The organism is Massiliimicrobium timonense (assembly GCF_002160865.1).
Classification (GTDB): domain Bacteria; phylum Bacillota_I; class Bacilli_A; order Erysipelotrichales; family Coprobacillaceae; genus Allocoprobacillus.
In genome coordinates this window covers 60,865-83,113 of record NZ_NFLJ01000003.1, presented here as the reverse complement: position 1 = coordinate 83,113, position 22,249 = coordinate 60,865, and the positions used below count along the sequence as shown (strand labels likewise).

Genomic DNA, 22,249 nt, shown 5'->3' with positions numbered 1-22,249 from the left:
TATAATCATAAATATTTTTCAATGACTGGTGTTAAAATTTGAGTTAAACATTTGTACCCTTCTTCATTCAAATGTAATCCATCTTGATAATATTTGACTTTTGCCTCTTTGTTTTCATCTACAAAATCATCAAATGTCCATAATAATATTGTTTTTGAATCATATATCACTTCTTGATACTGCTGATAAATCATTTCAACAAGATCGTTACAACGAATACCTGGAACATGATGATAATCTTTGAGTGTTTCAATACAAGGTAGTGTAGACATCAATATAATTTGTGTATCAGGGCAATTCCCACGAATGAGATCAATTATATTTTTAACATTAACAGCGATATCTTTTGGTGAAAGCATGACTGTGTTTCCTAAATCATTAATACCAATCATCATGACAACAATCTTTGGTTGATATTTAATAACTGCTTCATCAACCATCCATAAAAGTTCATTTGAAGTTGCTCCTCCTATTCCACAATTATATATTGGTTTTATTTGAGGAAAGTATTTTTCTAAATCATACATCTCTGTAATAGAATCACCAAAGAATACAACACCACCTAGTAATGCAGTTTTTGTCTGTTTTACAATTGTCATCATTCTTTCCAGTTGCCCTTCTCTTAATTGATAATAACAAGGATTATACTTCATTGTTTCTCTCATAACATACCTCTATTTCCATTCCTATTTCAAACATTCTTTTCCATGGAAGATTTATTCTATGAATAATAACAGGATATTTTTGACTTATTTTGAGTGATTTATAATATTCTTGAAGTTTATCTTTAATAATCTGTTCTACTTGGTCCTGTTGATTTTTAAAATCATAATAAGATAATCCTAAACATGGTAAATTATAATTGACAACCTCTTTACGTACACATGCCTGATAAAAGACATCTTCAATAATTCTAAAACAAATATTTTTTATCATATTTGTTTCACCTAAACATGCCTGAGCTAAAGTTGTACCTAATGTATTACAATTTGTATTCCACCCTGCATAACTGATCAGTTTATCAAGTACATTCAATTCGTCTAAATATTCAATTAATTGAATATCTCCGCCATTACTAAATGCACTGTCACATAAAGCTACATGATAGCCCTGTTCAATATATTCTTGAATCGTATATGCAAAGTCAAGCAATTGGCGATAGCTTGTATATGTGATATCTTTCTCTTTTTCATCGACAAAAGATTCCTGCATAATTTTTCCAGGTGCATTGATAGCCAGTATGAAATCTGCTTCCTGTGGAGTAGCAACGATTCTCGCCCCACAAACTCTGATATGTGACTTCAAGCTTTCATACATAGGGCGATCTTCATAATTAGGGATAATTGTTGGACCTAATATTGAAGCATAATATGGATACACTTTTGGTTTTAATTGATAGAAATCATGATAAGCCCTTGTTAATAAGGATAATGCAACTTCATCAGCACCAGGATAAATCATGACTTGTCGATCTAAATGTTTTTCTTTTAAAACTTGAATGACTTCTTGTTGTGATATCGCTGTATATCCATAAGGAGAAGAATCATCTTGTGGAATAACAAGAAAATCAATATCTTTATTTTCTAGATAAGACAGAATTTGAATATTGACAAATGTATTAAGATTTCTTCTTTTTTCATAATCATCTATAATATCTTGAGGAATACATATACTTTCCAATTCTTTTTCTTCTTCCATTGTCAATCCATGTCTTTGTTGATAATCCAATAAATATTTTCTTCTAAATAATTGATATCCATACTCTTCATAATAATCTGGTTCTTCTTGAGCAGAATTATATGATGGACATCTCATAATACAGTTAAAAGCATATATTTTTAGCTTTGGATTCATTTCTTTAAGACGTTTAATAATATTTAATCGTGATATAAGTTCTTCCTTTTTTTTATTGTGTAAACGAGAAGGAATCAATCCACCATATACAAGCATATCTATAGATAAAACCATATTATCAACTTGATGAATATGTTCATATATAAAACGATCAAGTTTTTCTAAAGGAGCAGATTCTTTTTTATTTCCTAACAATGATTGGGGTGGAACTATCAGTTCAATCTGATGATTTGTTTGAGCAATCATTTGTGGATATTGATAATTACATGGTCTTTCATCCAATGGGATAAGTAATGTTTTCATATGTTCCTCTCTTTCTCATAAATATCAATCAACGCTTCTAAAATACTGTATTTTACAATAGCCTGTCTAGGATTTTCAAACTGACCTACATTATAAAAACAATCACTATATTCAATCATAGCAAAATCACTTGGAGAATCTCCAATCGCATAGATATAATCATTTTGAAAATTATTTTTTAAAGCCAAACCTTTAGATGCCTGACAACTCAATATTTCTAAAGAAGTCGCCGATGTCAAAATAGCTTGTGTCTGCTTATATTGTTTATTAACCGTTTTCGCAATATCTTCTAAAATAGATGTTTGTCCGACAATTAAAAACAAAACAACTGGTTGACATAATATAATTTCTTCAAAATCTTGCTTAATCATATGAGAATCATAAAGCTCTTTAGGAAACTCTGGATCACGTTCACTTGTCCAATAACGATTAGAAACCGTATTGATTTCAATACGAACAGGATAATTTTTAATTTGATCATAAATTTTGAAAGCATCTGATTTATTGAGTAATTCACTACAAAGATAATTTTCTTTAATGACAACTGCACCATTTTGAGAAATTCGATGTTTAATTGATAATTGGTATTTTTGTTGTATTTTTAATATATCATGGTCTAAACGACCTGTACAAATAGCTAATGTACATCCCATATTTTGAAGGAGATTCAGATATTTTAATGTCTGATCTCCTCCAATAATTTGATTTTGAGAATCTAATAATGTTCCGTCTAAGTCAAATACAATAACTTTATTCTTCACTTGTTTCTTCCTTTGTATTATTCATAACCTTAACAAATGGGATGTAAATAATGACTGATAAAACAAGAATAACTAACGCAACAATACCAGAAAGAACATCTCCTCCAGTTGCCAAGAAAGCCCCTAAAACAGGTGGTGTTGTCCAAGGCGTCTGAACATAAGTATAAGCCATAACCCCAATAGATGTTGCTAGAGAACCAATGCCTAAACCAACTAAAGTAGAAACAATCATAGGAATAATCAAGATAGGATTCATAACAACAGGTAATCCAAACATTAATGGTTCAGAGATATTAAATAATGCAGGTACAAAACCTAATTTAGCTATCGTACGATAGTCTTCACGTCTTGAAACAATAAAGATAGCCAACACTAAAGCCAACATATTTCCAGCACCACCCATGAAAGCTACACTATCAAGGAATGGTTTTGTGATAATAGCTGCAGGTTCTACACCTGAAGAAATTGCTTGAACGTTTGCTGTTAAACTTGCCAAATAAATTGGTTCCAAAATTGGATTGAAAATATATGCTGAATGAATACCAAATCCCCAAATTAACATATATAATGCATAAATAACGACTAAACCTATTGGTGATGAAACAATATTCGTAAATGGTGTTTGTATCCAATTAAAAATTAAATCGTTTAATGGTGCTCCTAAGGCATCTGTGATGATTCGAGCAATACCAAAAATAATAACAGTTAAAGCAACAGGAACAATAGAATTTAATGAACGTGCAATTCCTGTAGGAACACTATCAGGCATTTTAATAATTAATGCCTTAAATCCCATTAAAAATCTAAAAAGCTCTACAGATACTAATGCTGAAATAAATCCAGTAAACATTGCTGCTGCACCTAAATAATATGTTGTGACATATTCACCAAGCGTTGCATCTGCAACGAAAGGTGTTAAGCATAGAAAACATACCAAAGCTGTTGCCCCAGCAATAGAAGTATCCATTTTATATTGACTGGCAAGTGCTTTAGCCGTTGTAAAAACAAGCAATACTGTCATGATTGACATAGATGCCGAACTAATGACACTACCAAGTTGTGCAAAATCACTAAATGGTGTACCAAACCATTGATCCAAATAATTTCCTTCACCTATTAAAACGCTATTAATCAATGTAAACAATGATGCCGTAATAACAAGAGGCATAATCGCAATATAACCATCTCTAATCGCTGATAAATATCTATTTTTTGATAATTTTTCAGCTATTGGTAATAAAAAATTTGAAATTTTATCCATCATTTTTCTCACTTTCCTTTCTCATTTCTTTGACGAATCTTTGTGTAATGATCTGTGGTCTTGTGATAATCGAACCAACCACAACACTATAACATCCTAGTTCCAATACTCGCCTTGCTTTTTGTGGTGTATCAATATTTCCTTCTGCAATCACAGGATGTTTGACTCTTGCAAGTATGCTACGTATGATTTCAAAATCATTATGTTCAATCTTTAAATGCTGACTCTCTGGTGTATATCCAACAAGTGTTGTTCCAATAAAATCAAATCCCAGTCCATCTGCATATATTGCTTCTTCTATCGTCGAGCAATCTGCCATCCATTTTTGCTGTGGATATTTTTCTTTAATCTGCTTAAAAAATGCTTCTAGTGTTATATGATAAGGTCTTAGGCGATTTGTTGCATCTAAAGCAATAATATCAACTCCTGCTCTAACCAACTCATCAACTTCCTGAATCGTTGGTGTGATATATATATCACTATCATCATAATCTTTTTTAATAATACCAATAATTGGTAGAGATACTTCTTGGCGGATAGCTTGAATATCTTCAACACTATTGGCTCTTATTCCTTTAGCACCTCCTTGATAAGCAGCCAATGCCATCTTTGACATTATATAAGATGAATGAAGTGGTTCATCTTCCAATGCCTGACATGAAACAATTAATTGATTTTTAAATTCCTCCATCTTCTCCCTCCTTGCTTAACCACACTATACTTTTTAAAACTTATTTTGACAACACTTTCAAATCCTTTAGATTTTACTTTCAAAATTTTTTTGAAACATATCTAAAATAATTATATTTTGAAAGTATTTTCAAAAAAAAGAATGACTTTTCATCCCTAAGTCATTCTATAAACTATCTATCATATAAAATAAAATTACTGAAAATATGATCAAAAAAACACCTATCAACAAAAAAACAAGTCCAACTATAGATAGTTTCTCTGGTATCTTTTCTACAAATGACATCTGTGGTTTTGACGGATTATAATAAACAGGCATACGTGATTCCAAAGGCCACATTTGCATAGCATCACGTTTACCCATTCTCCCACCAGCTATAGACAAATAGTCATTTTTTGTTACTTTTACAAAAGGTTCTTCTTGTGATTTCCAACTTTTCATCACATAACCACGAAAGCTTCTTTTTCTTCGATAAGTTTCTCCAAAAACACGATATTCAACAACTGGCACAATCACACCATTTCCTCTATAACCATAATCAACAACTTTTCCTTCAGTCATGTCTTGGCAAAGATGTATTTTTCTTTTTTGTAGAAATATAATCAAAAATCCAATAACTGTAAAAACAGCACCAAGACCTCCAACAATTAAAAATACAAATAGTGTTGTTTCCTCTTTTGACATCTTCTCACTCCCCTTTACCTTTATTAAATACTATCTTTATATAAAAATCAACCATCAATATATTAGATATTTATCTAATGTCAATATTGACATTTATCTAATTAACATTATAATTCTATATATATTGAATATATAGTTAGATGTAAATCTAACAAGGAGGTCATATCATGAAATATACACAATTAAAAAATGAAAAAGAATTTTTCAAATTAGCTATTGCATCAGCATTTAATCGTTTTGGTGATTCTATTGATGCCCTCGCTCTAACATGGCTTGTTTATGCACTGAGTGGTAATGCTATGTATAGTGCTGTGAACTTTGGTATAAACTATTTACCTACAATTATTCTCACACCAATCATGGGTGCTTTTATTGAAAAAAGAAATAAAAAAAGAATCATGGCGTTAAGTGATATTATTCGTGCATCACTTGTCATCCTGATGATAACTTTATATATGACTAATCAACTCAATGTTTATATCATCATGTTCATAACATTCATGATTTCAACTTTAGAAACATTACGTGTTCCTGCTTCAACACCTTTAGTCGCATCGCTTGTCAGTAAAGATAAATATGATATCGCTCAATCTTTGCATACATCTTTATCTAAAGGTGCTGAAATTATCGGAATGGGTTTAGCTGGTTTTCTATTAAGTACAAATGGTATTGTTTTCACTTTCATCATTGATGCCAGTGCTTTTGTGATCAGTAGTTTATTAATCAGTTGGTTACATTTCACTCAAAGAAACACTTCCCATAAACAATCAACATTATTACTATTAAAAGAAGGATTCAAATATACCAAAACCAAACCCTCTTTGATTCAACTTTGTATTTTAGCTTGTTGTATTAATGCTTTTTTAGTCCCTATCAATGCTTTTTCTAGTGCATTAAGTGTTGAAGTTTATCATGGAGGTCCTCAGATGGTTTCTTATTTATCTATTGGTTTTAGTGTAGGTAGTGTTATTGGTTCTGTTATTTATCCTTATATTGTTTCTTATATGAATGCCAAAAGAATGATTCAAACTTTATTTGGTGGTGCCAGTGTTTTCTATATTTTTGCGATTGTATTCTCTTATTTTTCATTACAACTTGTCAAATCTTTCGGCCTTTTTATACTGGCAATTATGTTTGGAACAGTTGTTGTGTTTGCAAATATGTATTCTCAATTAATGATTTTAAAAAAGGTCCATTCATCTTACCTTGCTAGATTCAGTGCAATTACAAATTCTTTAGGTGTTTCAATGATTCCACTTGTATCATTTTTCATGAGTTTTTTAAGTTCTTTATTTTCTATTCAAAATATTTTTATTTTTACTGGAATATTTGTTATGATAGTAGGAGGAATATTATTATATAAATCTATAGATGAGGTGATTGATCAAGATGAAAATGACGATATATAATGAACCTTTATGGTATAAAGAATGGCGAGATTTAGGATTTGAATGTGTGAATGGTCCTAAAACATTATCTTTAAATATCTCACAAAAAAATGAAAACTTTTCTACTTTCAAAAAAAGTCATGACATATTGATAAGAAAAGCAAAAAAGATAAAAAATCTTCAAAAATATTTTTTATCTTATCAATTAGATAACAATGAAATATTATGTTTAGCTGATTTTATCTTAAATGCTTTCTACCATGTCAATGAGTTTTCTAAGGAGCATATGGAAGAAACCTTAATTCAAAAGTTTAGAGATTTTCATATTGATGAATTAAGGGAAGATACTTTAAAATTCATTGATTTTCAAAATGATGTTATAGCAAGTATCAGACAATTAAATATTGATAACGAAGCAAAATTAGATATTATTGAAACGCTCTATCATCCTGCTGCTATGATTCATGGTTTATTTGATATTTTTAGACAATTTGAAGATATTTATCAATCTTTAAATTTAGATCATAATCTTTTCCATAGCACTCAAAATATCAAAGAAAATGATTTACGTTTATTTTTTAAACATATTGGTTTAAATATCGATGAAACACCTCTTTATATTTATCCTTCTTTTACAAATTATCATTCATTGGTATTATTGATAGAAGAAGATCATTATGTTTTACTTATGGGAGCTGGTTTAGAGAGTCAATCATTAACTTCCTATCATGAATCACGTAATGAACAACAGAAATTAGAATATTTCTTAAAAGTTTTAAGTGATAAATCTAAGTTTGAAATTTTAACTCTGTTAAAGAAAAAGTCCATGTATGGTAATGAACTTGCTAAAGCTATGCATTTAAAAACACCTACGATATCTTATCATATGGATGCTCTTATCAGTGGTGATCTTATTCATATTAGAAAAGAAAATAATCGTATTTACTATTCCTTAAACAAAGAGGAAATTGAACACATGATACAATATCTACATCATAAACTACTAAAGGATGAGAACTAAATCTCATCCTTTTAATCACTCTTTAATTCTCTACCATTCATCATACCTTGACAAGCCCACAATATAATGAAGGATAATATAAAATTCATAGCTAAAGAAGCTATTGAGATTATTGTGAGAGTCGTTGGGGTTAAACTATTTGTCATCACAAGAATCACTGTCAATAGAACACTTGGCAATGCACTGACTAACATAATCAACATACGCATCATATTTTCAAAAACACGTGTTGAACGACTTTTTAATATACGAATCGTCAATACACTGGCACTCATAAATACAAAGATGTAACCAAACATGTTGAGTAAATACATCAAAATATTAAGAATGGATTCATGGTAATAAACCCCAACAATAATGAAAGATAAAACACCTATAACTGATACTTTCATAAATGTAGGAATCATCACAGCAATTAATTTTTTATAAGGTTGATCTGGTATAAGATAAATCTGATAATTTTTTAATTCAGCTGTTAAATCACTTGTCTGCATCATCATAAATAACCAGATAACCATCATATAAATAAAGAATCCAAATCCCATATTACTAAAAATAGTGATAATCAGATAAATCCCAATAGAAAGCAAATCATTCCATGAAACAAGACTCCCTTTTTTCTTCATAATAAGAAGATTTTTAGATAATACAGCAAAAGCACCATCATAGAATCTTTTAACATTGATCTTTTTAACTTTCACATTTCTTAAAGCATCCTGATTTCCCGCTTTAAATTCCTTTAAACGTTTTGATAATTCTAATGAATCTTCTAATGCCTGTTCATAAAAATCACCCTTATAACTAATAAACAACAAATAAATCACAATCAAACAAATCATCAACAATAATAACCCTAAAACCGTTAAAATCATCTTTGATTCTACATAAGAAATCAAAGTTAACTTTAACCATCCAAATACTGGTACATAATAAAAGAGTGGTGATTCAATAAAATCTATCATAATCGTTTGTATACGCCCAGTCTGTAAATAGGTTAATATTAATATCACTGCTAGAATCAAAACAAAGATTCCTGCAATCACATAATTCATCTTTTTATATTTTTGATCTCCAATAGATAAAACATAACTATAATCAATAAACACAAGAAAAGTCATGATTGTTATAACACTACCTAATAAAGCTAACAGAATAAATCCTAAATCAACTTTGATTTGCATATTCATGCCTATAAAGAAAATCAAAGCAAAGAAAGCGAGTAATATGGATTGTAAAAAGGTTTGAAAAGATAAAAATGTCATGATCTGTTTTTTATGGAAAGGTCCACTAAATAAAAAATAGGCATCTTCTCCAGAAAACAAAGCTTTTTTTGAAGAAAGCATTGTAGAAAATAACATTAAAGCTAAAAAACCTATAAAGATAAGAATAGATGAATGTAATTCAAAATTCACTAACATCAATGTATTATCTTTTGGTAAAAAGAAGAAAGCATAGAAAATAAAACCATATAAAAGAACAACAAAAATTGTAAAGATAGCACTAGAAGGCTTTTTAAAAAGATTTCTCAAAGATGCTTTGGTTTTCATAAACCATAACAAACATAATGCTTTCATACTATTTTCCTTCTGTTAATTCAAAGAAAAAATCTTTTAAGCTTTCTTCTTGAAGCTCATTTTTTTGAATTCTTTGAATAATATGTCCTTCTTTCATAATATAGGCTTCATCAAAAATATCACTGACAATATCAATAATATGTGTACTAATCAATACTGCACAACCTTCATCAGCAATATTCCTCAATATTTTTAAAGTTTCTTCAATACTTGCTGGGTCTAAACCAACCATCGGTTCATCCACAAGTAAAGCCTTTGGCTCAATCATAAAAGCTAACAACATACTTAACTTCTGTGTCATCCCTTTACTTAACTCTTTTGCCATTTTCTTTCTTTTTTCAGTAAGGTGAAACAATTCCAGATACTTTTGTGCTTTTTCCTTATAATTTTCGACTTGATAGGCATGTCCTATAAAATCAATATGCTCATCTACCGTAAGCAAATCATATAAAACAGGCGTTTCTGGTACATAACCAAAACAACGTTTCGCTTCAATAGAACCATTATCATATCCACATATTTGAATATTTCCTTCAAACTTCAAAAGATTTGCAATACTTTTAATCGTCGTTGATTTTCCTGCTCCATTAGGACCTAATAAGATTGTAATCTTACCACTTTGAGCAACCAGTTCAATATCATCCACTGCTTTGAACGAACCATAACGTTTCGTTAAATGATGTATTTCTATCATAACATCCCTCCTCGTTTTTTATTATATACCCCCCCCTCTCTCATTTTTTGCAAGGGGCAAGTTATATAATTTGATTATACCTGCTCATTAGAAAAATGTCACGAAAAAAGGAACATCTCTATTAATGCTCCTTAAACATGATGATATGCCTTTTGTCTTTTGATTTTTAATACATGTTCTTCATCGGGAAAATGAACTGGATTCATATGTGTTTGTTGATAAATCACTAACAAATCCTTAACATCTTGATAAATTTCTTCAATTTCCATATTCCCATACATTCTTGGTGGTAATACATATACAGGAATTTGAACATGATGATTTTCAATAAATGATTTGATATACATATTCAAATGAGGACAACAAACAATGATATCAAAATCATTCATCTTTTCATAAGCAATAGAAAATGGTGAAAATTCAATCATTAACTTCTGATCTAAATGTTTCTCTACAATTTCTTTTTTCATTCTTTCAGCAACATAGCTAGAAGAAAAGCCACCACCGCAACATAATAGAATTTTAATCATGATTGCCTCTACATTTATCAACAAATATTTTTATTTTCTCAGTAGCAATCTTCAATTCCTCTAAACTATAAGCATACGAAACTCGAATAAATCCTTCTCCAGCTGGACCAAAAGCTGTTCCCGGTACACAGGCAACTTTTTGATCTTCCAATAGTTTTTCACAGAACTCATCAGAAGTCAAACCTGTTGAACGAATACATGGGAAAACATAAAAAGCCCCTTGTGGCTTAAATGTTTCTAAGCCCATATCATTAAATGTTTTGACTAAGAAATTACGTCTGGCTTTATAAGAATCACGCATTTTTAAAACTTCATCATAACAGTGTCTTAATCCTTCAATAGCACCATATTGGGCAGATGAAGGGGCTGACATAATAATATATTGATGAATTTTATTCATCGCTTTCGTTAAAACTGGATGAGCCAAAACATACCCTAAGCGCCATCCTGTCATCGCAAAGGCTTTAGAAAAACCACTTACAACAATGACTTGATCTTTAATTTCATCAAATGAAGCAATGGAACAAAATTCTTCTTCATAACTGAGTTCTGCATAAATTTCATCAGAAATGACAATAATTCCTGATTCTTTGATAATTGGAACTATTTTTTCATAATCACTCTTTGTCATAAATCCACCTGTTGGATTAGATGGATAATTGATTAATAATGCTTTGGTATGAGGTGTAATGGCAGCTTTTAATAATTCTGGCGTTAATTTAAATTCATCTTCTTGACGAAGATTAATCGTTACTGGAATTCCTCCTGCCAATTCTACTCCCGGCGTATAAGCCACATATCCAGGATCTAATACAATCATTTCTTCACCCGGATTCAATATTGCACGAATCGCAATATCAATTCCTTCTGAACCTCCAACTGTTACAATGCAGTTATCCTTAGGGTTATATTCTACATGAAAACGTCTTTGATAATAGCGACAGATTTCTTCTCTTAATTCCTGTAAACCTTGATTAGCCGTGTAAAAAGTTCTTCCTTTTTCAATCGAATAAATAGCTGCTTCACGAATAGCCCAAGGTGTTGTAAAATCAGGCTCTCCTACCCCTAATGATATAACATCTTCCATCTGTGAAGCTAAATCAAAGAACTTTCTAATACCACTAGGTTTAATTGTTTTGACCCTATCACTTAAAATATCATTATAATCCATTATGGAGTCACCACCAATCTATCATTTTTTCCATCTTCATCTTCAATTAAAACAACACCATTGTTTTTATATTGTTTCAAAACAAAATAAGTTGATGTTCCAGTGACACCATCTACACATGCTAATTTACTAGCCACAAAATGAGCCACTTCCTGCATTGTTTTTCCTTTCACAATACATACAAATTCAAAACTTCCACTCAACAAATACATTGTATCCACTTCATCAAATTTATAAATATGACTGGCAATACGGTCATAACCATATTCTCTTTCTGGACTGGCATTGACTTGTATTAAAGCCGTCACAATCTCGGTATTTGTTAAATCCCAATTGACAATTGTATGATAACCACAAATAACTTTTTTCTTTTCTAATTCTGTTAATTTCTCTATCACATCATCTTTTGATTCATCTAAGGCGGCCGCTAAATCAGTAATCTTCATCCTCGCATTTTTTTGTAACAAACTTAGCATTAATTTTTCATCCATATTCGCTTCCTCCTTCAATATAGTATCTATTGTATTACACTTTTGTGTATTATGAAAGAATTTTATGATTTTTTTATTATTTCTATATTTATATGTTGATTTTTATTTATTTCACAAATAATTATGTTAAAATAATTTTATAAACTGAAAGGAGCATGATCTATGAAAGTTTTTTATGTATCCAGTTATGGAAAACATCATGATAAAGGCATTTATATCATGAAATTTGATAAAGAAACACTTGAAATGAAACGTATTCAACAAATTGAAACACAAGATTATCCCTCTTATATGATATGTGATGATCATACATTATATGTTGCCTATAAAAATGCTAATTCTCATAGTCACGGTGGTGGTTTAGGAAGTTTTTCAATATATAAAGATGAATTAATTCTCAATAACAATTATCATTCCAGTGGTCGTTCTTATACACATCTTTGTGTTGATCAAAGTCATCGCTACTTGTTTGCAGCAAATTATCATGTCGGAGCAACAGCTTCCTATCAATTAGAAAATGGTATCATTACTCAAAAAATATGTGCAGTTCATCATACTGGCTTAGGTCCTGATTTACTCAAACGTCAGACAAGCCCTCATGTTCATTATGTTGGCATTACACCAGATCAACAATTTGTTTACGCTGTTGACTTAGGAGCCGATAAAGTTGTCATGTATCGCTACTCTCAAGGTGTTTTATTGGAAGATCCTGATTATACACTTAACATTGTACCGGGTTCTGGTCCACGTCATATGATTTTTTCAAAAGATGGTCGTTTTGCTTATTTAGTCAATGAAATTGCCAATAATATTATGGTCTTTAAATATCTGCAAGGACATTTCCAGTTGATTCAAGCGATTCATTGTATTCCTCGACATTTCAAGGGCTTTTCAAGTGCTGCAGCGATTCGTTTAACACAAAGTGGAAATCATCTTTTTGTATCTAATCGAGGACATGACAGTATTGCGATGTATCGTGTTAACAAAGAAAGTGGGAAAATTTCACTATTATATATGGTTCACACCGGTAAAGAACCAAGAGATTTCCAAATTCTTGATGATCAATACTTAATTGTCGCTTGTCAAGGCAGCAATCTTTTACAAATCATGACATTGAATGAGGATACAGAAGAACTTGTATTGACTGATTCTACAGTAGAAATTCCTGCTCCTGTATGTATTGCATTTGAATAATTACAAAAACTGTGTAATTCACACAGTTTTTTTCTTTCTTCTCAATTTCAAATAAAATATAACACCAATGATAGATACCATAAATTCTGTTATAGGGAATGCACACCAGACACCAGTCATAGCACCTATCCATGATAATAAGAACGCTGTTGGAATCATAACAAAAAATCCTCTTAATAAAGAAATCATATGGGCAGGAAGTGGATGTTCAACTGATGTAAAATACATAGAAATAATGATATTAAATCCTGCAAATGGACAAGCCAAGAAGTATAATTTTAATCCCTGCGAGGCAATGATGCGTAAAGCCTGATTATTTTCACTATTGAAAACTTGTGTAATACTTGTTGCCTGAAAGAAAACAAGTCCATAAATCAATACAGAAATAACAAACATCATCACCAATGCATATTTTAATATTTGATGGATGGATTTCATTTGATTCAACCCATAGTAACGACTCATCAATGGCTGTATTCCTTGAGCAATACCTGTATAAATAGCAATAACAACTAATGAAAGATTGGCTATAACGCCATAGGCCGCAACACCTACATTACCAGTCAGTCCTAAAATAATTGTATTAAACACAATCATGACAACACCTGAAGAAACTTCAGTCACAAGTGAAGGCACTCCACTCGATAAAATACCAATAATCCTTTTGAATTGTAGATAACACTTTTGAATATGAAACTGATTTTTCTTTCTAATAAAGTGTGGTGAAAGAATCATCATACTGATAATGGGAGCTAAACCTGTCGCAAAAACAGCACCAAAGATACCCATTTGACAAGGAAAAATAAAAATATAATCTAAAATAATATTAGATAAGCTCCCACCAATCATAGCAGCCATTGATAATTGAGGTGCTCTATCATTACGTACAAAGCATAATAAAACATTATTTAATAAAAATGCTGGAGCAAACAATAATACCACTTGTAGATATGTCTTAGACATATCAAAAACATATCCTTGTTCAATAAATAAAGAAATAATAAAACCAGAAAAAAAGATACCAATCAAAACAAACAGCACTGCAAAACATCCTGCCAAAAACAAGGCATGTGTAAAAGTTTTATTCGCCTCAAGATGATGTTCTTGACTCTTTAAGATGGAATACTTTGTTCCAGCTCCCATACCTATCATTAAACCACTGCCATGAATAAAACTATAAATAGGAATAGCTAAATTTAAAGCTGTTAATCCATCAGTACCTAATCCTTTAGATACAAAAAAGGTGTCTGCTAAAATATAACATGATAAACCCAACATTCCCAAAATATTTAAAGACGTATATTTCAAAAATTCATTCAATCCTTTTTTCAAAATTCTATCCCTCATTTCTCTTATCTACAAGTTCTATTGCTTGTTTGCCAGTTATATCTTTTATATCCAGTTCTAATAGACATAAGGCTTTCCAAAATTTTTTTATTTCTTCTTGTCGATTTTGGATACTTTCATCTGGTGAATATTTGATAGCTAGTGTTTCAATAGCATGTTGTTTTTCATCATCATTTTCAAGCATATGGATGTTGCCGAAAACAATCACACTTCTAAAATAAGTTGTATATTTTTCTGGAACAATAACATCCTGATCAATTACACAAAATGAAACCTGATTATTTTCTTTCATTAAATCTAATTTATAACCACTTTTACTACAATGAAAATAAATCTTTTGATCTTCATAGACATAACTTATAGGTAAAGCATACGGTTCCATTTGATTTCCACAAAGTGCTAAAACACCTGATGTATTATTGTTTAATATTTCTATACATTTTTCATTTGATAAAGCTTGTTTACTACGACGCATTTTTTTCATCTTTTGTTTCTCCTTTTGTACAAAATAAAAACATTGATTTTCGTATCTTCTATGGCCTAACGATACGAAACCAATGTTTTAAAGTCTACCCGGCGGCAAACATTATTGATATATCTGTCAGATATTTTAGCACAGTTTATTTTGTATATCAATAGATTAGAGTTTGTTTAAACAGCTAATATTCCAAAATAATTTAATACAATACCTACAACAAAACATGATATAACAATAACAATTGGATGAACACCTTTTTTTACAAAGTAATACATAATTCCTGTTAAACATAAAGGAATAAGACATGGCATAATACCATTCAAAACGTCTTGTAAGACTAATGTTTCATTATAAACAATTGGTGTTGTAATATTTACTAATGTTGCACACATTCCACCAACAACAATTAAACCAGCAATTGAGCAGCCATACATCACTTTATCCATCAAATTGTTTTCTGAAATTTGACGGATAACTTCCTGACCTTTAACATACCCTAATTTACCACCAAACCATGTGATAGGGAAACTAACAGCAAATGAAATTAACATAGCAATAATTGGTCCTAAAATTGAACCTTTTTGAGCTAATGAAATCCCAATACTCATGGCTATAATTCTTACAGTTCCTTGAAATAATGAATCTCCAATTCCAGATAATGGCCCCATTAAAGCAGTTTTGACATTTGTAATCATCTCTGGATTAAATGTATCTGGATGTTCAGCATATTCTTCTTCCATTGCGGCAGTTAATCCTAATACAAAGGCTCCACATTGTGGTGTAATATTAAAGAATTCCAAAGCCGCATTATATCTTTCTTTCTTTTTTTCCAAATCCTCTGGGTCAGGATACAAACGATCTAAAGTTTTAGAAATACCCCACATAAATGCAGTATTCATTTGTCTTTCATAGTTCCAAAGAGTTTGCATACACCAACCACCCCAGAAAAATTCTTTACATTTTTTTCTTAACGGATAATTTCTTTGTGTTTCCAATCCTTTTTTTGACATTATTTCATCCTCCTTACTTTAATCATCTAATTCATCTAACTCATCAATGGATCCATCAGCTGTTTGAACTTTTGAATTATTATCATATTTCAATTGATATAAAATAACAGCAAAGATAATCGCAATAATAGCAATTCCTGTTAAACTTAAACCAGAATAAGCTGCTAAAGCAAATCCAAAGAAGAAGAAAATAGCATTTTTCTTGTTGATAATAACAGAAAGTAACATAGCAAATCCAAAGAATGCAACTAAATTAGCTCCTAATGTAACACCATTTAATACAAATTCTGGAATAAAATCATTAATCAAATTGATAAGATCAGCACCAAAATAAACAGCTATAAACACTGGGATAAAGTAACAAATAGAATATAACATTGGACCCCAAACAATATTAATTGTTTTGGCTCTTTTAAAATTACCAGCTTCTACACTACTATCAATCATATGTGTCATACTAATACGAAGAATATCTGCTCCCGTTTCAATCAATGTACTTAATAAAGTCATTGGTGTCGCAATAGCTAATGCTGTTGAAATGTCTGAACCAGTCATAATAACAATAGCACATCCAACGATTGACCCCATATTCATATCAAAACCAGAGGCACCAATACTCATGAACCCTAAACTTACCATTTCCATAGAAGCACCAACTGCTAGTCCAGTTTTTAAATCTCCTAAGAACAACCCTACAAGTGTACAGGTAATTAATGGTCTTTCAAAATTTAAACGTCCTAACATACGTGAATCTAATCTACCAAACACCGCAATTAGACCTATAACAAATGCATTTAATAACATTTATTTTTCCCTCCTTATTTTTCAAACTTCAATTCCTCTCTCTTTGTTGATGGAAGTTGTTGCATAAATATATGTGTTCCACAATCCATAATCTTTTTTGAATCTTCAACTTCTTCATCATTTAAATAAACAACGTCAGAATACAATTTTGATCCTTCTTTTTTTGCAATTCCTCCATAATTAATTTCTTTAATTTTAGGATACTGTTGAATAAATCTAGCAGCATCTTTTGTACAACCAAATATTATAAAAATTGTATCTTTTAATTCTTCGACTTTTGGCATTTTAGATAAAGCTTTTTCTACAGTAAAAATATTTAATTTTACTCCTGCTGGTTTTGACATATTCAATGCCATTTTTTGAAATTCATCATTTGCTGCTTTATCATCAATAACAATAATTCTCGATACAGCTAAATAGTGTGTCCATGTAAATGCTACTTGTCCATGAACAAGTCTATGATCAACTCTTACAGCTTTTATCATATTTCTCACCTCTCTACAAATCATCTTCATCAGGTATAAAAGCAATTGATTTATTAATATATTTCACACCAAAAAGTTCTTCCTGTGTTTTCATCTCTAATGTATTGTCACTCACTGTCGGAGTCGTTAATAACAAATCAATCAAAAAAGCTAAATTGATATTTGTAATCAGATGAAATGGATAAGTTCCTAAAAACTTCACAAATCCATTATTAACACTCCCACCTAATATATCAGTACAAATCACCAAATCTTCTTTTTCAAAATCATGATTTTCCATCATTTGTGTTATTTGATTATCTAAATTAAAATCTGGTGATGTATAGCAACACATTGCTTTTAAATCTTTCATATCACCGACAATAATATTCAAAGCGCTTACAAAACCATCGGCGAGATATCCATGTGTTGCAATAATAACCTTTTTTCCTTTTTCCATGCTTTATATTCATTCCTTTCTAGCCAAAACATGCTGATTATTTTTAGCATTGTGCCAAAGAAGGTTCGTTACACAATATCTTTGTTATTGCATATGACGACAACTCTCCAGTTTCATCATGTTTTCTCTCCTTCTTTATGAAAGGAGTTCTTCTCATTTAACATACCTGTCATAATGCAAAATAGATTTTATTTTGCATTATGATCAGCATCAATAAATTCATAAAGATAGGCAATTTCACTTGTTGGAATCACAATATTATAGCGTTTCGATATAATATGAAATGCTTCATGAACACACTTAATAAAATGCATATGTGTTTTTTCAAAATTCTCTAAATCGTCAAATTCTGTAATAGCTGTTTTTGTAACAAGTCTTTCAATAAGGCAACAAACATGTATATAAAGTCCTATAAGTGTTTTTCCATCAAACTTTTCTTGCAAACAATCTTGCAAAACATCCATAGCTACACTCACATTGTCTAACAAAACTTGGGGGTTTAAAATGGTTAAATATCCGACAACATTGAGTAAAGTAAAGTTTTTTCGTAAATCAGAAATCATATGATCTAATTCTTCAACATTTAAATATGGTGATAATCTTTTCATAATAATATCTATATGATGACCAGAAATAATGTCCTCTAAAGCAACAAATTTTTGTCCATTCACATGAGGATTAGCCGTCCCTGTAATAAACAATACATTATTGTTATTAAAAATTTCATGATCTTGACCACTAGAAATTAATTGATTGTAATCACAAACCACAAAATCTACAGGAATAGACTTTGTTGATAAACTATTTTCAAATAATTCTCTCATTCGTTGGGCTGTTTGAATTCCACTTTCGCTTGTAAAGATAATAGCATCCTTTTTTTGTCTTTTTACAATTGTATATTTTGCCATTGAATGAGCACTGACTTTTTCTAAAATCATTTTCATATTATTTTCATTCAAAATAGCATTACCAACATTTAATGCTAATCTCGTTGAAACATTATTAATGACACCTACATTACAATTAATCGCTGTACTTAAGCTTTTTCCTAATAATTCTAAAGACCCCATATCCACCATAACAATAACATCTGCATTACTATGCATACGATTAATTCTCTCAACTAGTATTTCTTTAATTTCATCAATTGTTACATCTAATGGCATATCTACAGCATCAAATATATAATTTTCCAGCAAACTATTAACAGCCTCAGCTATTGATGTTGCTGTAGAATACCCATGACAGATAATAATTCCAAATATTTTTTGTGTTTTTCTGACTGTATTATAATGATTAAGATTGACTATCATGATTAATTTAAAAAAACTATCAATATCTGTTTCTAAATTAGAATTGACTAATCGTATCATTTCTTCAACAATTAATGTTTCATTAATGCAATGCTCCTTTAACTGAGTTAATATATTATCTATATCAAAACGATTCTTCTGTTGCCATTTATTTATAGATGAGTGATACAATTCATTCATATACATTAACTTTGCAAAGGTATAGCTAAAGCCACTAGGCAGATTCATATAACGTTTTTTTAATATAGTATCAAAAATATTAGAGAGGGAGATTTCTATACCTTTAATACGTTCAGGAGCAACTCTTTGTTTATATGAAAGAAAATCACTTAATAAGTCAAAATGATGTTGTGCATCTTTTAGGGATTCCTGAAAATCTTGATCTTTAAAAAATGATTTTACAATCATACTAAAATAATCCAAAATATAATCAATCTGATCACTTTTCTTATAAGCTGTTGTATCAATATAAACAATATCTTCATCAGTAACAATCGGAAGTGTTCTTAATAAATATTCTGGTAAATGATATGTATGAATAATAACTTCTTTATTACCTGTATTTTCTTTTAAGGCAGAAGCACACATAATCTGTATAGCAGATTGTAATCCGATTAAGTTCTGTGAATAATCACCATTAACCAATGCTCTTAAAACACTACTACTGACTTTAATAATTTTATTCATTTTCTTGCCTTCATTGATCATGAAATGAATAATGAGCTCTTCAATTTCTTCTTTGCTCTTTTCTTTTAATAAAGGCAAAGAAATTAAGACAGGAATATTTTTAAGCAGGCAATCAACCATAAAATGATGCGGATGAATATCAGATAAAAGAATATATCTGATTGTTTTATGGAGATATTTCATTTTTTTGGTATTTGCGCTCTTGCCTATTTCAATCAAATGACATAATTTTTCTTGAAATGATTCGGACATATATTGTGCCCCAGCTAAAATGAAAACAATATAATCATACTGGTCAATCAATCCACTTTTATGTCCATCTCCAAAAATTTTTAATGATACTTGTTCACTATTGGTAGGTGTAAATTCTATCTTAAACACTTTTGCATTTTCATTAATCTTTCCACGCCTTGCTGCATTTTCATAAATGACTTGACTAAGTGTTCTCTTACCTGTACCTTTTGCCCCATACAAAATAATTGGTAATCCGCTTGGTGGATATTCAAAAGCTTCTCTTAATTGTTTAATAGGCTCCGCTAAAGATTTATCATAACCAATAATCTGAGAATAATCACCATCTCCTACGGAATGTTCATTAATATATTGTTTTACTTCCTCTAAGTCATAAAAATCATCATTTTGAAATACCAAATGAAATAATTCTTCCATTTTCTGACGATGCAAAAAATATACAGGTCGAGAATTAATCTTCATCACCAATTTTTCTTTTACAAGTTCATTAAGATATTGACTTGCTAAACTGCGACTAATATGCATTTCTTTTGCAATAGATGATGCTGTAAAATGACTCACTTGAGTAAAATCAAAGTTTTGTGTTAAATCATTCATATAATTTAAAATCATACTTTTTGTACTCCCTGTCACATTCATCATCCTTTCATAAAATGCACTTTTTACATTTCATATACTTAAATATACACTAACTCACTTTTTAGATGATTTAGTGTTGAAAAATTAAACACTATCTTTTTGCCTACCTTTGATAGAAAGTGAGAGTTTTAGAAACACTCACTTTCTAATGACAATTCATTTTAATATTTATATTTCCACATATATTTTCTTTTACTTAATGGATGATCTCTCATATCAGCTAATAAATGATTAAATACATCTAAAAGCGCTGTATGGAAATCATAATCATAATATTCACTAACTTCACCTAATTCATGTGAACCATATTTTTCCAAATCAATCACTGTATGATGATGATTGTACTGATCTAAGAATCGAATAGCTCTTTCGTCCAATGCTTTCGTTTTTCCAGTTGATTTTAATAATAAGAATGCTGTATCTGGATCAGTGATTTCAAATGGACCATGGAAATATTCTCCTGTATGAATAACTGCTGAATTGATCCATTGCATTTCCATTAAAATACAAATTGTTTCTTGTTGTGCAGCAGACCATGCTGTACCACTTCCCATTGTATAAATAACTGGATTATCTTTATATTGAATAGAAAATTGAATAGCTTCAGGAACAATAGCTTTTTGTGCAGCTGGTACTAATTCATTCATTTTATTCATTGCTTCTACCATTGCTTCATATTGACCAGTTCCTTCCACTTGATATAAAGTTTCATAAGCAATTTTTAAGATATAAGCAGATTTTCCTACTTCAAATGGAATACCTTCTCCATCTTCAAAAACAATTGTATAATCAGAAACTTCATGAATACCTGTATCTTGTGCTTCATGTGTCAATCCAATAACTGTTGCTCCTTTAGATTTTGCAACACGTCCTGCTTCTACTGTTTCTGCAGTATTTCCACCTCTAGATGCAATGACCACGATTGAGTTTTCACCAATACAAGCTGGTGTATCATGAACAAATTCATTTGCTGAAGTATAACTTGTTGTTATATTTTTAGCTTCTCTTTGAACATAGTAATATGCTGCATAGAAACATGCTAAAGACCCTCCAACACCTGCAAAACTTAAATTTTTAATTTGTTTTTCTGAAGTAATTTCTTCAATTATTTTTTTGACATCAAACATTTTCTATTTCCTCCTTTTTTGATGTTCTCTTTTGATACCTCTACTATACCA

The 22,249-nt window shown here is 30.3% G+C and carries 22 protein-coding genes; 3 read left to right on the top strand and 19 right to left on the bottom strand.

Annotation, left to right across the window (positions count from 1 at the left end):
* Window positions 1-5: 5 nt before the first annotated feature.
* The 6 genes from B5E75_RS01700 to B5E75_RS01675 all read right to left on the bottom strand — a co-directional run bounded on the left by B5E75_RS01700 (window position 6) and on the right by B5E75_RS01675 (window position 5,554).
* On the bottom strand, window positions 6-665 hold the full coding sequence (locus B5E75_RS01700) for a GDSL-type esterase/lipase family protein (protein ID WP_087357073.1): 660 nt from the start codon (window positions 663-665) through the stop codon (window positions 6-8).
* The gene (locus tag B5E75_RS01695) at window positions 643-2,157 is read right to left on the bottom strand and encodes a DUF4127 family protein (protein ID WP_087357072.1); all 1,515 of its coding nucleotides are present in this window, start codon (window positions 2,155-2,157) and stop codon (window positions 643-645) included. The genes B5E75_RS01700 and B5E75_RS01695 overlap by 23 nt, the downstream gene beginning before the upstream one ends.
* Window positions 2,154-2,918, bottom strand: coding sequence for an HAD-IIB family hydrolase (locus tag B5E75_RS01690; protein ID WP_087357071.1), 765 nt, complete (start codon window positions 2,916-2,918; stop codon window positions 2,154-2,156). The genes B5E75_RS01695 and B5E75_RS01690 overlap by 4 nt, the downstream gene beginning before the upstream one ends.
* Window positions 2,908-4,179, bottom strand: coding sequence for a PTS sugar transporter subunit IIC (locus tag B5E75_RS01685; protein WP_241146600.1), 1,272 nt, complete (start codon window positions 4,177-4,179; stop codon window positions 2,908-2,910). Before B5E75_RS01685 ends, B5E75_RS01690 begins: the two co-directional genes overlap by 11 nt.
* Window positions 4,172-4,870: an N-acetylmannosamine-6-phosphate 2-epimerase gene (locus B5E75_RS01680; protein WP_087357069.1), complete on the bottom strand. Its 699-nt coding sequence runs from the start codon at window positions 4,868-4,870 to the stop codon at window positions 4,172-4,174. The genes B5E75_RS01685 and B5E75_RS01680 overlap by 8 nt, the downstream gene beginning before the upstream one ends.
* Before the next feature lie 165 nt (window positions 4,871-5,035).
* On the bottom strand, window positions 5,036-5,554 hold the full coding sequence (locus B5E75_RS01675) for a DUF3592 domain-containing protein (RefSeq protein ID WP_087357068.1): 519 nt from the start codon (window positions 5,552-5,554) through the stop codon (window positions 5,036-5,038).
* Window positions 5,555-5,721: 167 nt separating this feature from the next.
* Between B5E75_RS01675 and B5E75_RS01670 the strand changes: the two genes are divergently transcribed.
* Window positions 5,722-6,963: an MFS transporter gene (locus B5E75_RS01670; RefSeq protein WP_087357067.1), complete on the top strand. Its 1,242-nt coding sequence runs from the start codon at window positions 5,722-5,724 to the stop codon at window positions 6,961-6,963.
* Window positions 6,944-7,963: an ArsR/SmtB family transcription factor gene (locus B5E75_RS01665; RefSeq protein WP_087357066.1), complete on the top strand. Its 1,020-nt coding sequence runs from the start codon at window positions 6,944-6,946 to the stop codon at window positions 7,961-7,963. The genes B5E75_RS01670 and B5E75_RS01665 overlap by 20 nt, the downstream gene beginning before the upstream one ends.
* 11 nt (window positions 7,964-7,974) lie before the next feature.
* On the opposite strand, the gene B5E75_RS01660 is transcribed toward B5E75_RS01665, so the two are convergent.
* From B5E75_RS01660 to B5E75_RS01640, 5 genes are all read right to left on the bottom strand, one after another.
* Complete coding sequence (locus B5E75_RS01660) at window positions 7,975-9,537, bottom strand: putative ABC exporter domain-containing protein (protein ID WP_087357065.1); 1,563 nt, start codon at window positions 9,535-9,537, stop codon at window positions 7,975-7,977.
* Window position 9,538: 1 nt separating this feature from the next.
* A complete protein-coding gene (locus tag B5E75_RS01655) occupies window positions 9,539-10,231 on the bottom strand; it encodes an ABC transporter ATP-binding protein (protein ID WP_087357064.1) in 693 nt (230 codons plus the stop codon).
* A 131-nt stretch (window positions 10,232-10,362) separates the two neighbouring features.
* Window positions 10,363-10,761 carry a PTS sugar transporter subunit IIB gene (locus B5E75_RS01650; protein WP_087357063.1) on the bottom strand — a complete coding sequence of 133 codons (399 nt, stop codon included), beginning with the start codon at window positions 10,759-10,761 and terminating at the stop codon, window positions 10,363-10,365.
* A complete protein-coding gene (locus B5E75_RS01645; RefSeq protein ID WP_087357062.1) occupies window positions 10,754-11,932 on the bottom strand; it encodes an aminotransferase class I/II-fold pyridoxal phosphate-dependent enzyme in 1,179 nt (392 codons plus the stop codon). The genes B5E75_RS01650 and B5E75_RS01645 overlap by 8 nt, the downstream gene beginning before the upstream one ends.
* Window positions 11,932-12,423: an Lrp/AsnC family transcriptional regulator gene (locus B5E75_RS01640; protein WP_087357061.1), complete on the bottom strand. Its 492-nt coding sequence runs from the start codon at window positions 12,421-12,423 to the stop codon at window positions 11,932-11,934. The genes B5E75_RS01645 and B5E75_RS01640 overlap by 1 nt, the downstream gene beginning before the upstream one ends.
* Before the next feature lie 162 nt (window positions 12,424-12,585).
* On the opposite strand from B5E75_RS01640, the gene B5E75_RS01635 reads away from it, so the two are divergent.
* Entirely contained in the window at window positions 12,586-13,617 is a 1,032-nt protein-coding gene (locus tag B5E75_RS01635) for a lactonase family protein (RefSeq protein ID WP_087357060.1), read from the top strand.
* 18 nt (window positions 13,618-13,635) lie between these two features.
* Here B5E75_RS01635 and B5E75_RS01630 read toward each other — a convergent pair whose 3' ends face one another.
* The 8 genes from B5E75_RS01630 to B5E75_RS01595 form a co-directional block, all read right to left on the bottom strand.
* Window positions 13,636-14,949 (bottom strand): MATE family efflux transporter, encoded by a 1,314-nt coding sequence (locus B5E75_RS01630; protein ID WP_239480127.1) that lies wholly within the window; start codon window positions 14,947-14,949, stop codon window positions 13,636-13,638.
* Window positions 14,950-14,953: 4 nt separating this feature from the next.
* Complete coding sequence (locus B5E75_RS01625) at window positions 14,954-15,448, bottom strand: pyridoxamine 5'-phosphate oxidase family protein (RefSeq protein WP_087357058.1); 495 nt, start codon at window positions 15,446-15,448, stop codon at window positions 14,954-14,956.
* Between the two features lie 167 nt (window positions 15,449-15,615).
* Window positions 15,616-16,452, bottom strand: coding sequence for a PTS system mannose/fructose/sorbose family transporter subunit IID (locus tag B5E75_RS01620; RefSeq protein ID WP_087357057.1), 837 nt, complete (start codon window positions 16,450-16,452; stop codon window positions 15,616-15,618).
* Window positions 16,453-16,470: 18 nt separating this feature from the next.
* Window positions 16,471-17,256, bottom strand: coding sequence for a PTS mannose/fructose/sorbose/N-acetylgalactosamine transporter subunit IIC (locus B5E75_RS01615; RefSeq protein ID WP_087357056.1), 786 nt, complete (start codon window positions 17,254-17,256; stop codon window positions 16,471-16,473).
* 14 nt (window positions 17,257-17,270) lie between these two features.
* Window positions 17,271-17,741 carry a PTS sugar transporter subunit IIB gene (locus tag B5E75_RS01610; RefSeq protein ID WP_087357055.1) on the bottom strand — a complete coding sequence of 157 codons (471 nt, stop codon included), beginning with the start codon at window positions 17,739-17,741 and terminating at the stop codon, window positions 17,271-17,273.
* Window positions 17,742-17,754: 13 nt separating this feature from the next.
* The gene (locus tag B5E75_RS01605) at window positions 17,755-18,180 is read right to left on the bottom strand and encodes a PTS sugar transporter subunit IIA (protein WP_087357054.1); all 426 of its coding nucleotides are present in this window, start codon (window positions 18,178-18,180) and stop codon (window positions 17,755-17,757) included.
* 188 nt (window positions 18,181-18,368) lie between these two features.
* Window positions 18,369-21,044, bottom strand: a complete 2,676-nt coding sequence (locus tag B5E75_RS01600; RefSeq protein ID WP_239480126.1) for a PRD domain-containing protein — start codon at window positions 21,042-21,044, stop codon at window positions 18,369-18,371.
* Window positions 21,045-21,232: 188 nt separating this feature from the next.
* The gene (locus B5E75_RS01595) at window positions 21,233-22,198 is read right to left on the bottom strand and encodes an SIS domain-containing protein (RefSeq protein WP_087357052.1); all 966 of its coding nucleotides are present in this window, start codon (window positions 22,196-22,198) and stop codon (window positions 21,233-21,235) included.
* Window positions 22,199-22,249 lie beyond the last annotated feature (51 nt).

Excerpts from the sequence above, each read along its gene's own strand:
- B5E75_RS01675 (WP_087357068.1), bottom strand. The coding sequence starts at position 5,554 with ATGTCAAAAGAGGAAACAACACTATTTGTATTTTTAATTGTTGGAGGT.
- B5E75_RS01655 (WP_087357064.1), bottom strand. The coding sequence starts at position 10,231 with ATGATAGAAATACATCATTTAACGAAACGTTATGGTTCGTTCAAAGCA.
- B5E75_RS01650 (WP_087357063.1), bottom strand. The coding sequence starts at position 10,761 with ATGATTAAAATTCTATTATGTTGCGGTGGTGGCTTTTCTTCTAGCTAT.
- B5E75_RS01700 (WP_087357073.1), bottom strand. The coding sequence starts at position 665 with ATGAGAGAAACAATGAAGTATAATCCTTGTTATTATCAATTAAGAGAA.
- B5E75_RS01620 (WP_087357057.1), bottom strand. The coding sequence starts at position 16,452 with ATGTCAAAAAAAGGATTGGAAACACAAAGAAATTATCCGTTAAGAAAA.
- B5E75_RS01645 (WP_087357062.1), bottom strand. The coding sequence starts at position 11,932 with ATGGATTATAATGATATTTTAAGTGATAGGGTCAAAACAATTAAACCT.
- B5E75_RS01625 (WP_087357058.1), bottom strand. The coding sequence starts at position 15,448 with ATGAAAAAAATGCGTCGTAGTAAACAAGCTTTATCAAATGAAAAATGT.
- B5E75_RS01670 (WP_087357067.1), top strand. The coding sequence starts at position 5,722 with ATGAAATATACACAATTAAAAAATGAAAAAGAATTTTTCAAATTAGCT.
- B5E75_RS01640 (WP_087357061.1), bottom strand. The coding sequence starts at position 12,423 with ATGGATGAAAAATTAATGCTAAGTTTGTTACAAAAAAATGCGAGGATG.
- B5E75_RS01660 (WP_087357065.1), bottom strand. The coding sequence starts at position 9,537 with ATGAAAGCATTATGTTTGTTATGGTTTATGAAAACCAAAGCATCTTTG.
- B5E75_RS01615 (WP_087357056.1), bottom strand. The coding sequence starts at position 17,256 with ATGTTATTAAATGCATTTGTTATAGGTCTAATTGCGGTGTTTGGTAGA.
- B5E75_RS01680 (WP_087357069.1), bottom strand. The coding sequence starts at position 4,870 with ATGGAGGAATTTAAAAATCAATTAATTGTTTCATGTCAGGCATTGGAA.
- B5E75_RS01610 (WP_087357055.1), bottom strand. The coding sequence starts at position 17,741 with ATGATAAAAGCTGTAAGAGTTGATCATAGACTTGTTCATGGACAAGTA.
- B5E75_RS01665 (WP_087357066.1), top strand. The coding sequence starts at position 6,944 with ATGAAAATGACGATATATAATGAACCTTTATGGTATAAAGAATGGCGA.
- B5E75_RS01695 (WP_087357072.1), bottom strand. The coding sequence starts at position 2,157 with ATGAAAACATTACTTATCCCATTGGATGAAAGACCATGTAATTATCAA.
- B5E75_RS01595 (WP_087357052.1), bottom strand. The coding sequence starts at position 22,198 with ATGTTTGATGTCAAAAAAATAATTGAAGAAATTACTTCAGAAAAACAA.
- B5E75_RS01685 (WP_241146600.1), bottom strand. The coding sequence starts at position 4,179 with ATGGATAAAATTTCAAATTTTTTATTACCAATAGCTGAAAAATTATCA.
- B5E75_RS01600 (WP_239480126.1), bottom strand. The coding sequence starts at position 21,044 with ATGATTTTAAATTATATGAATGATTTAACACAAAACTTTGATTTTACT.
- B5E75_RS01605 (WP_087357054.1), bottom strand. The coding sequence starts at position 18,180 with ATGGAAAAAGGAAAAAAGGTTATTATTGCAACACATGGATATCTCGCC.
- B5E75_RS01635 (WP_087357060.1), top strand. The coding sequence starts at position 12,586 with ATGAAAGTTTTTTATGTATCCAGTTATGGAAAACATCATGATAAAGGC.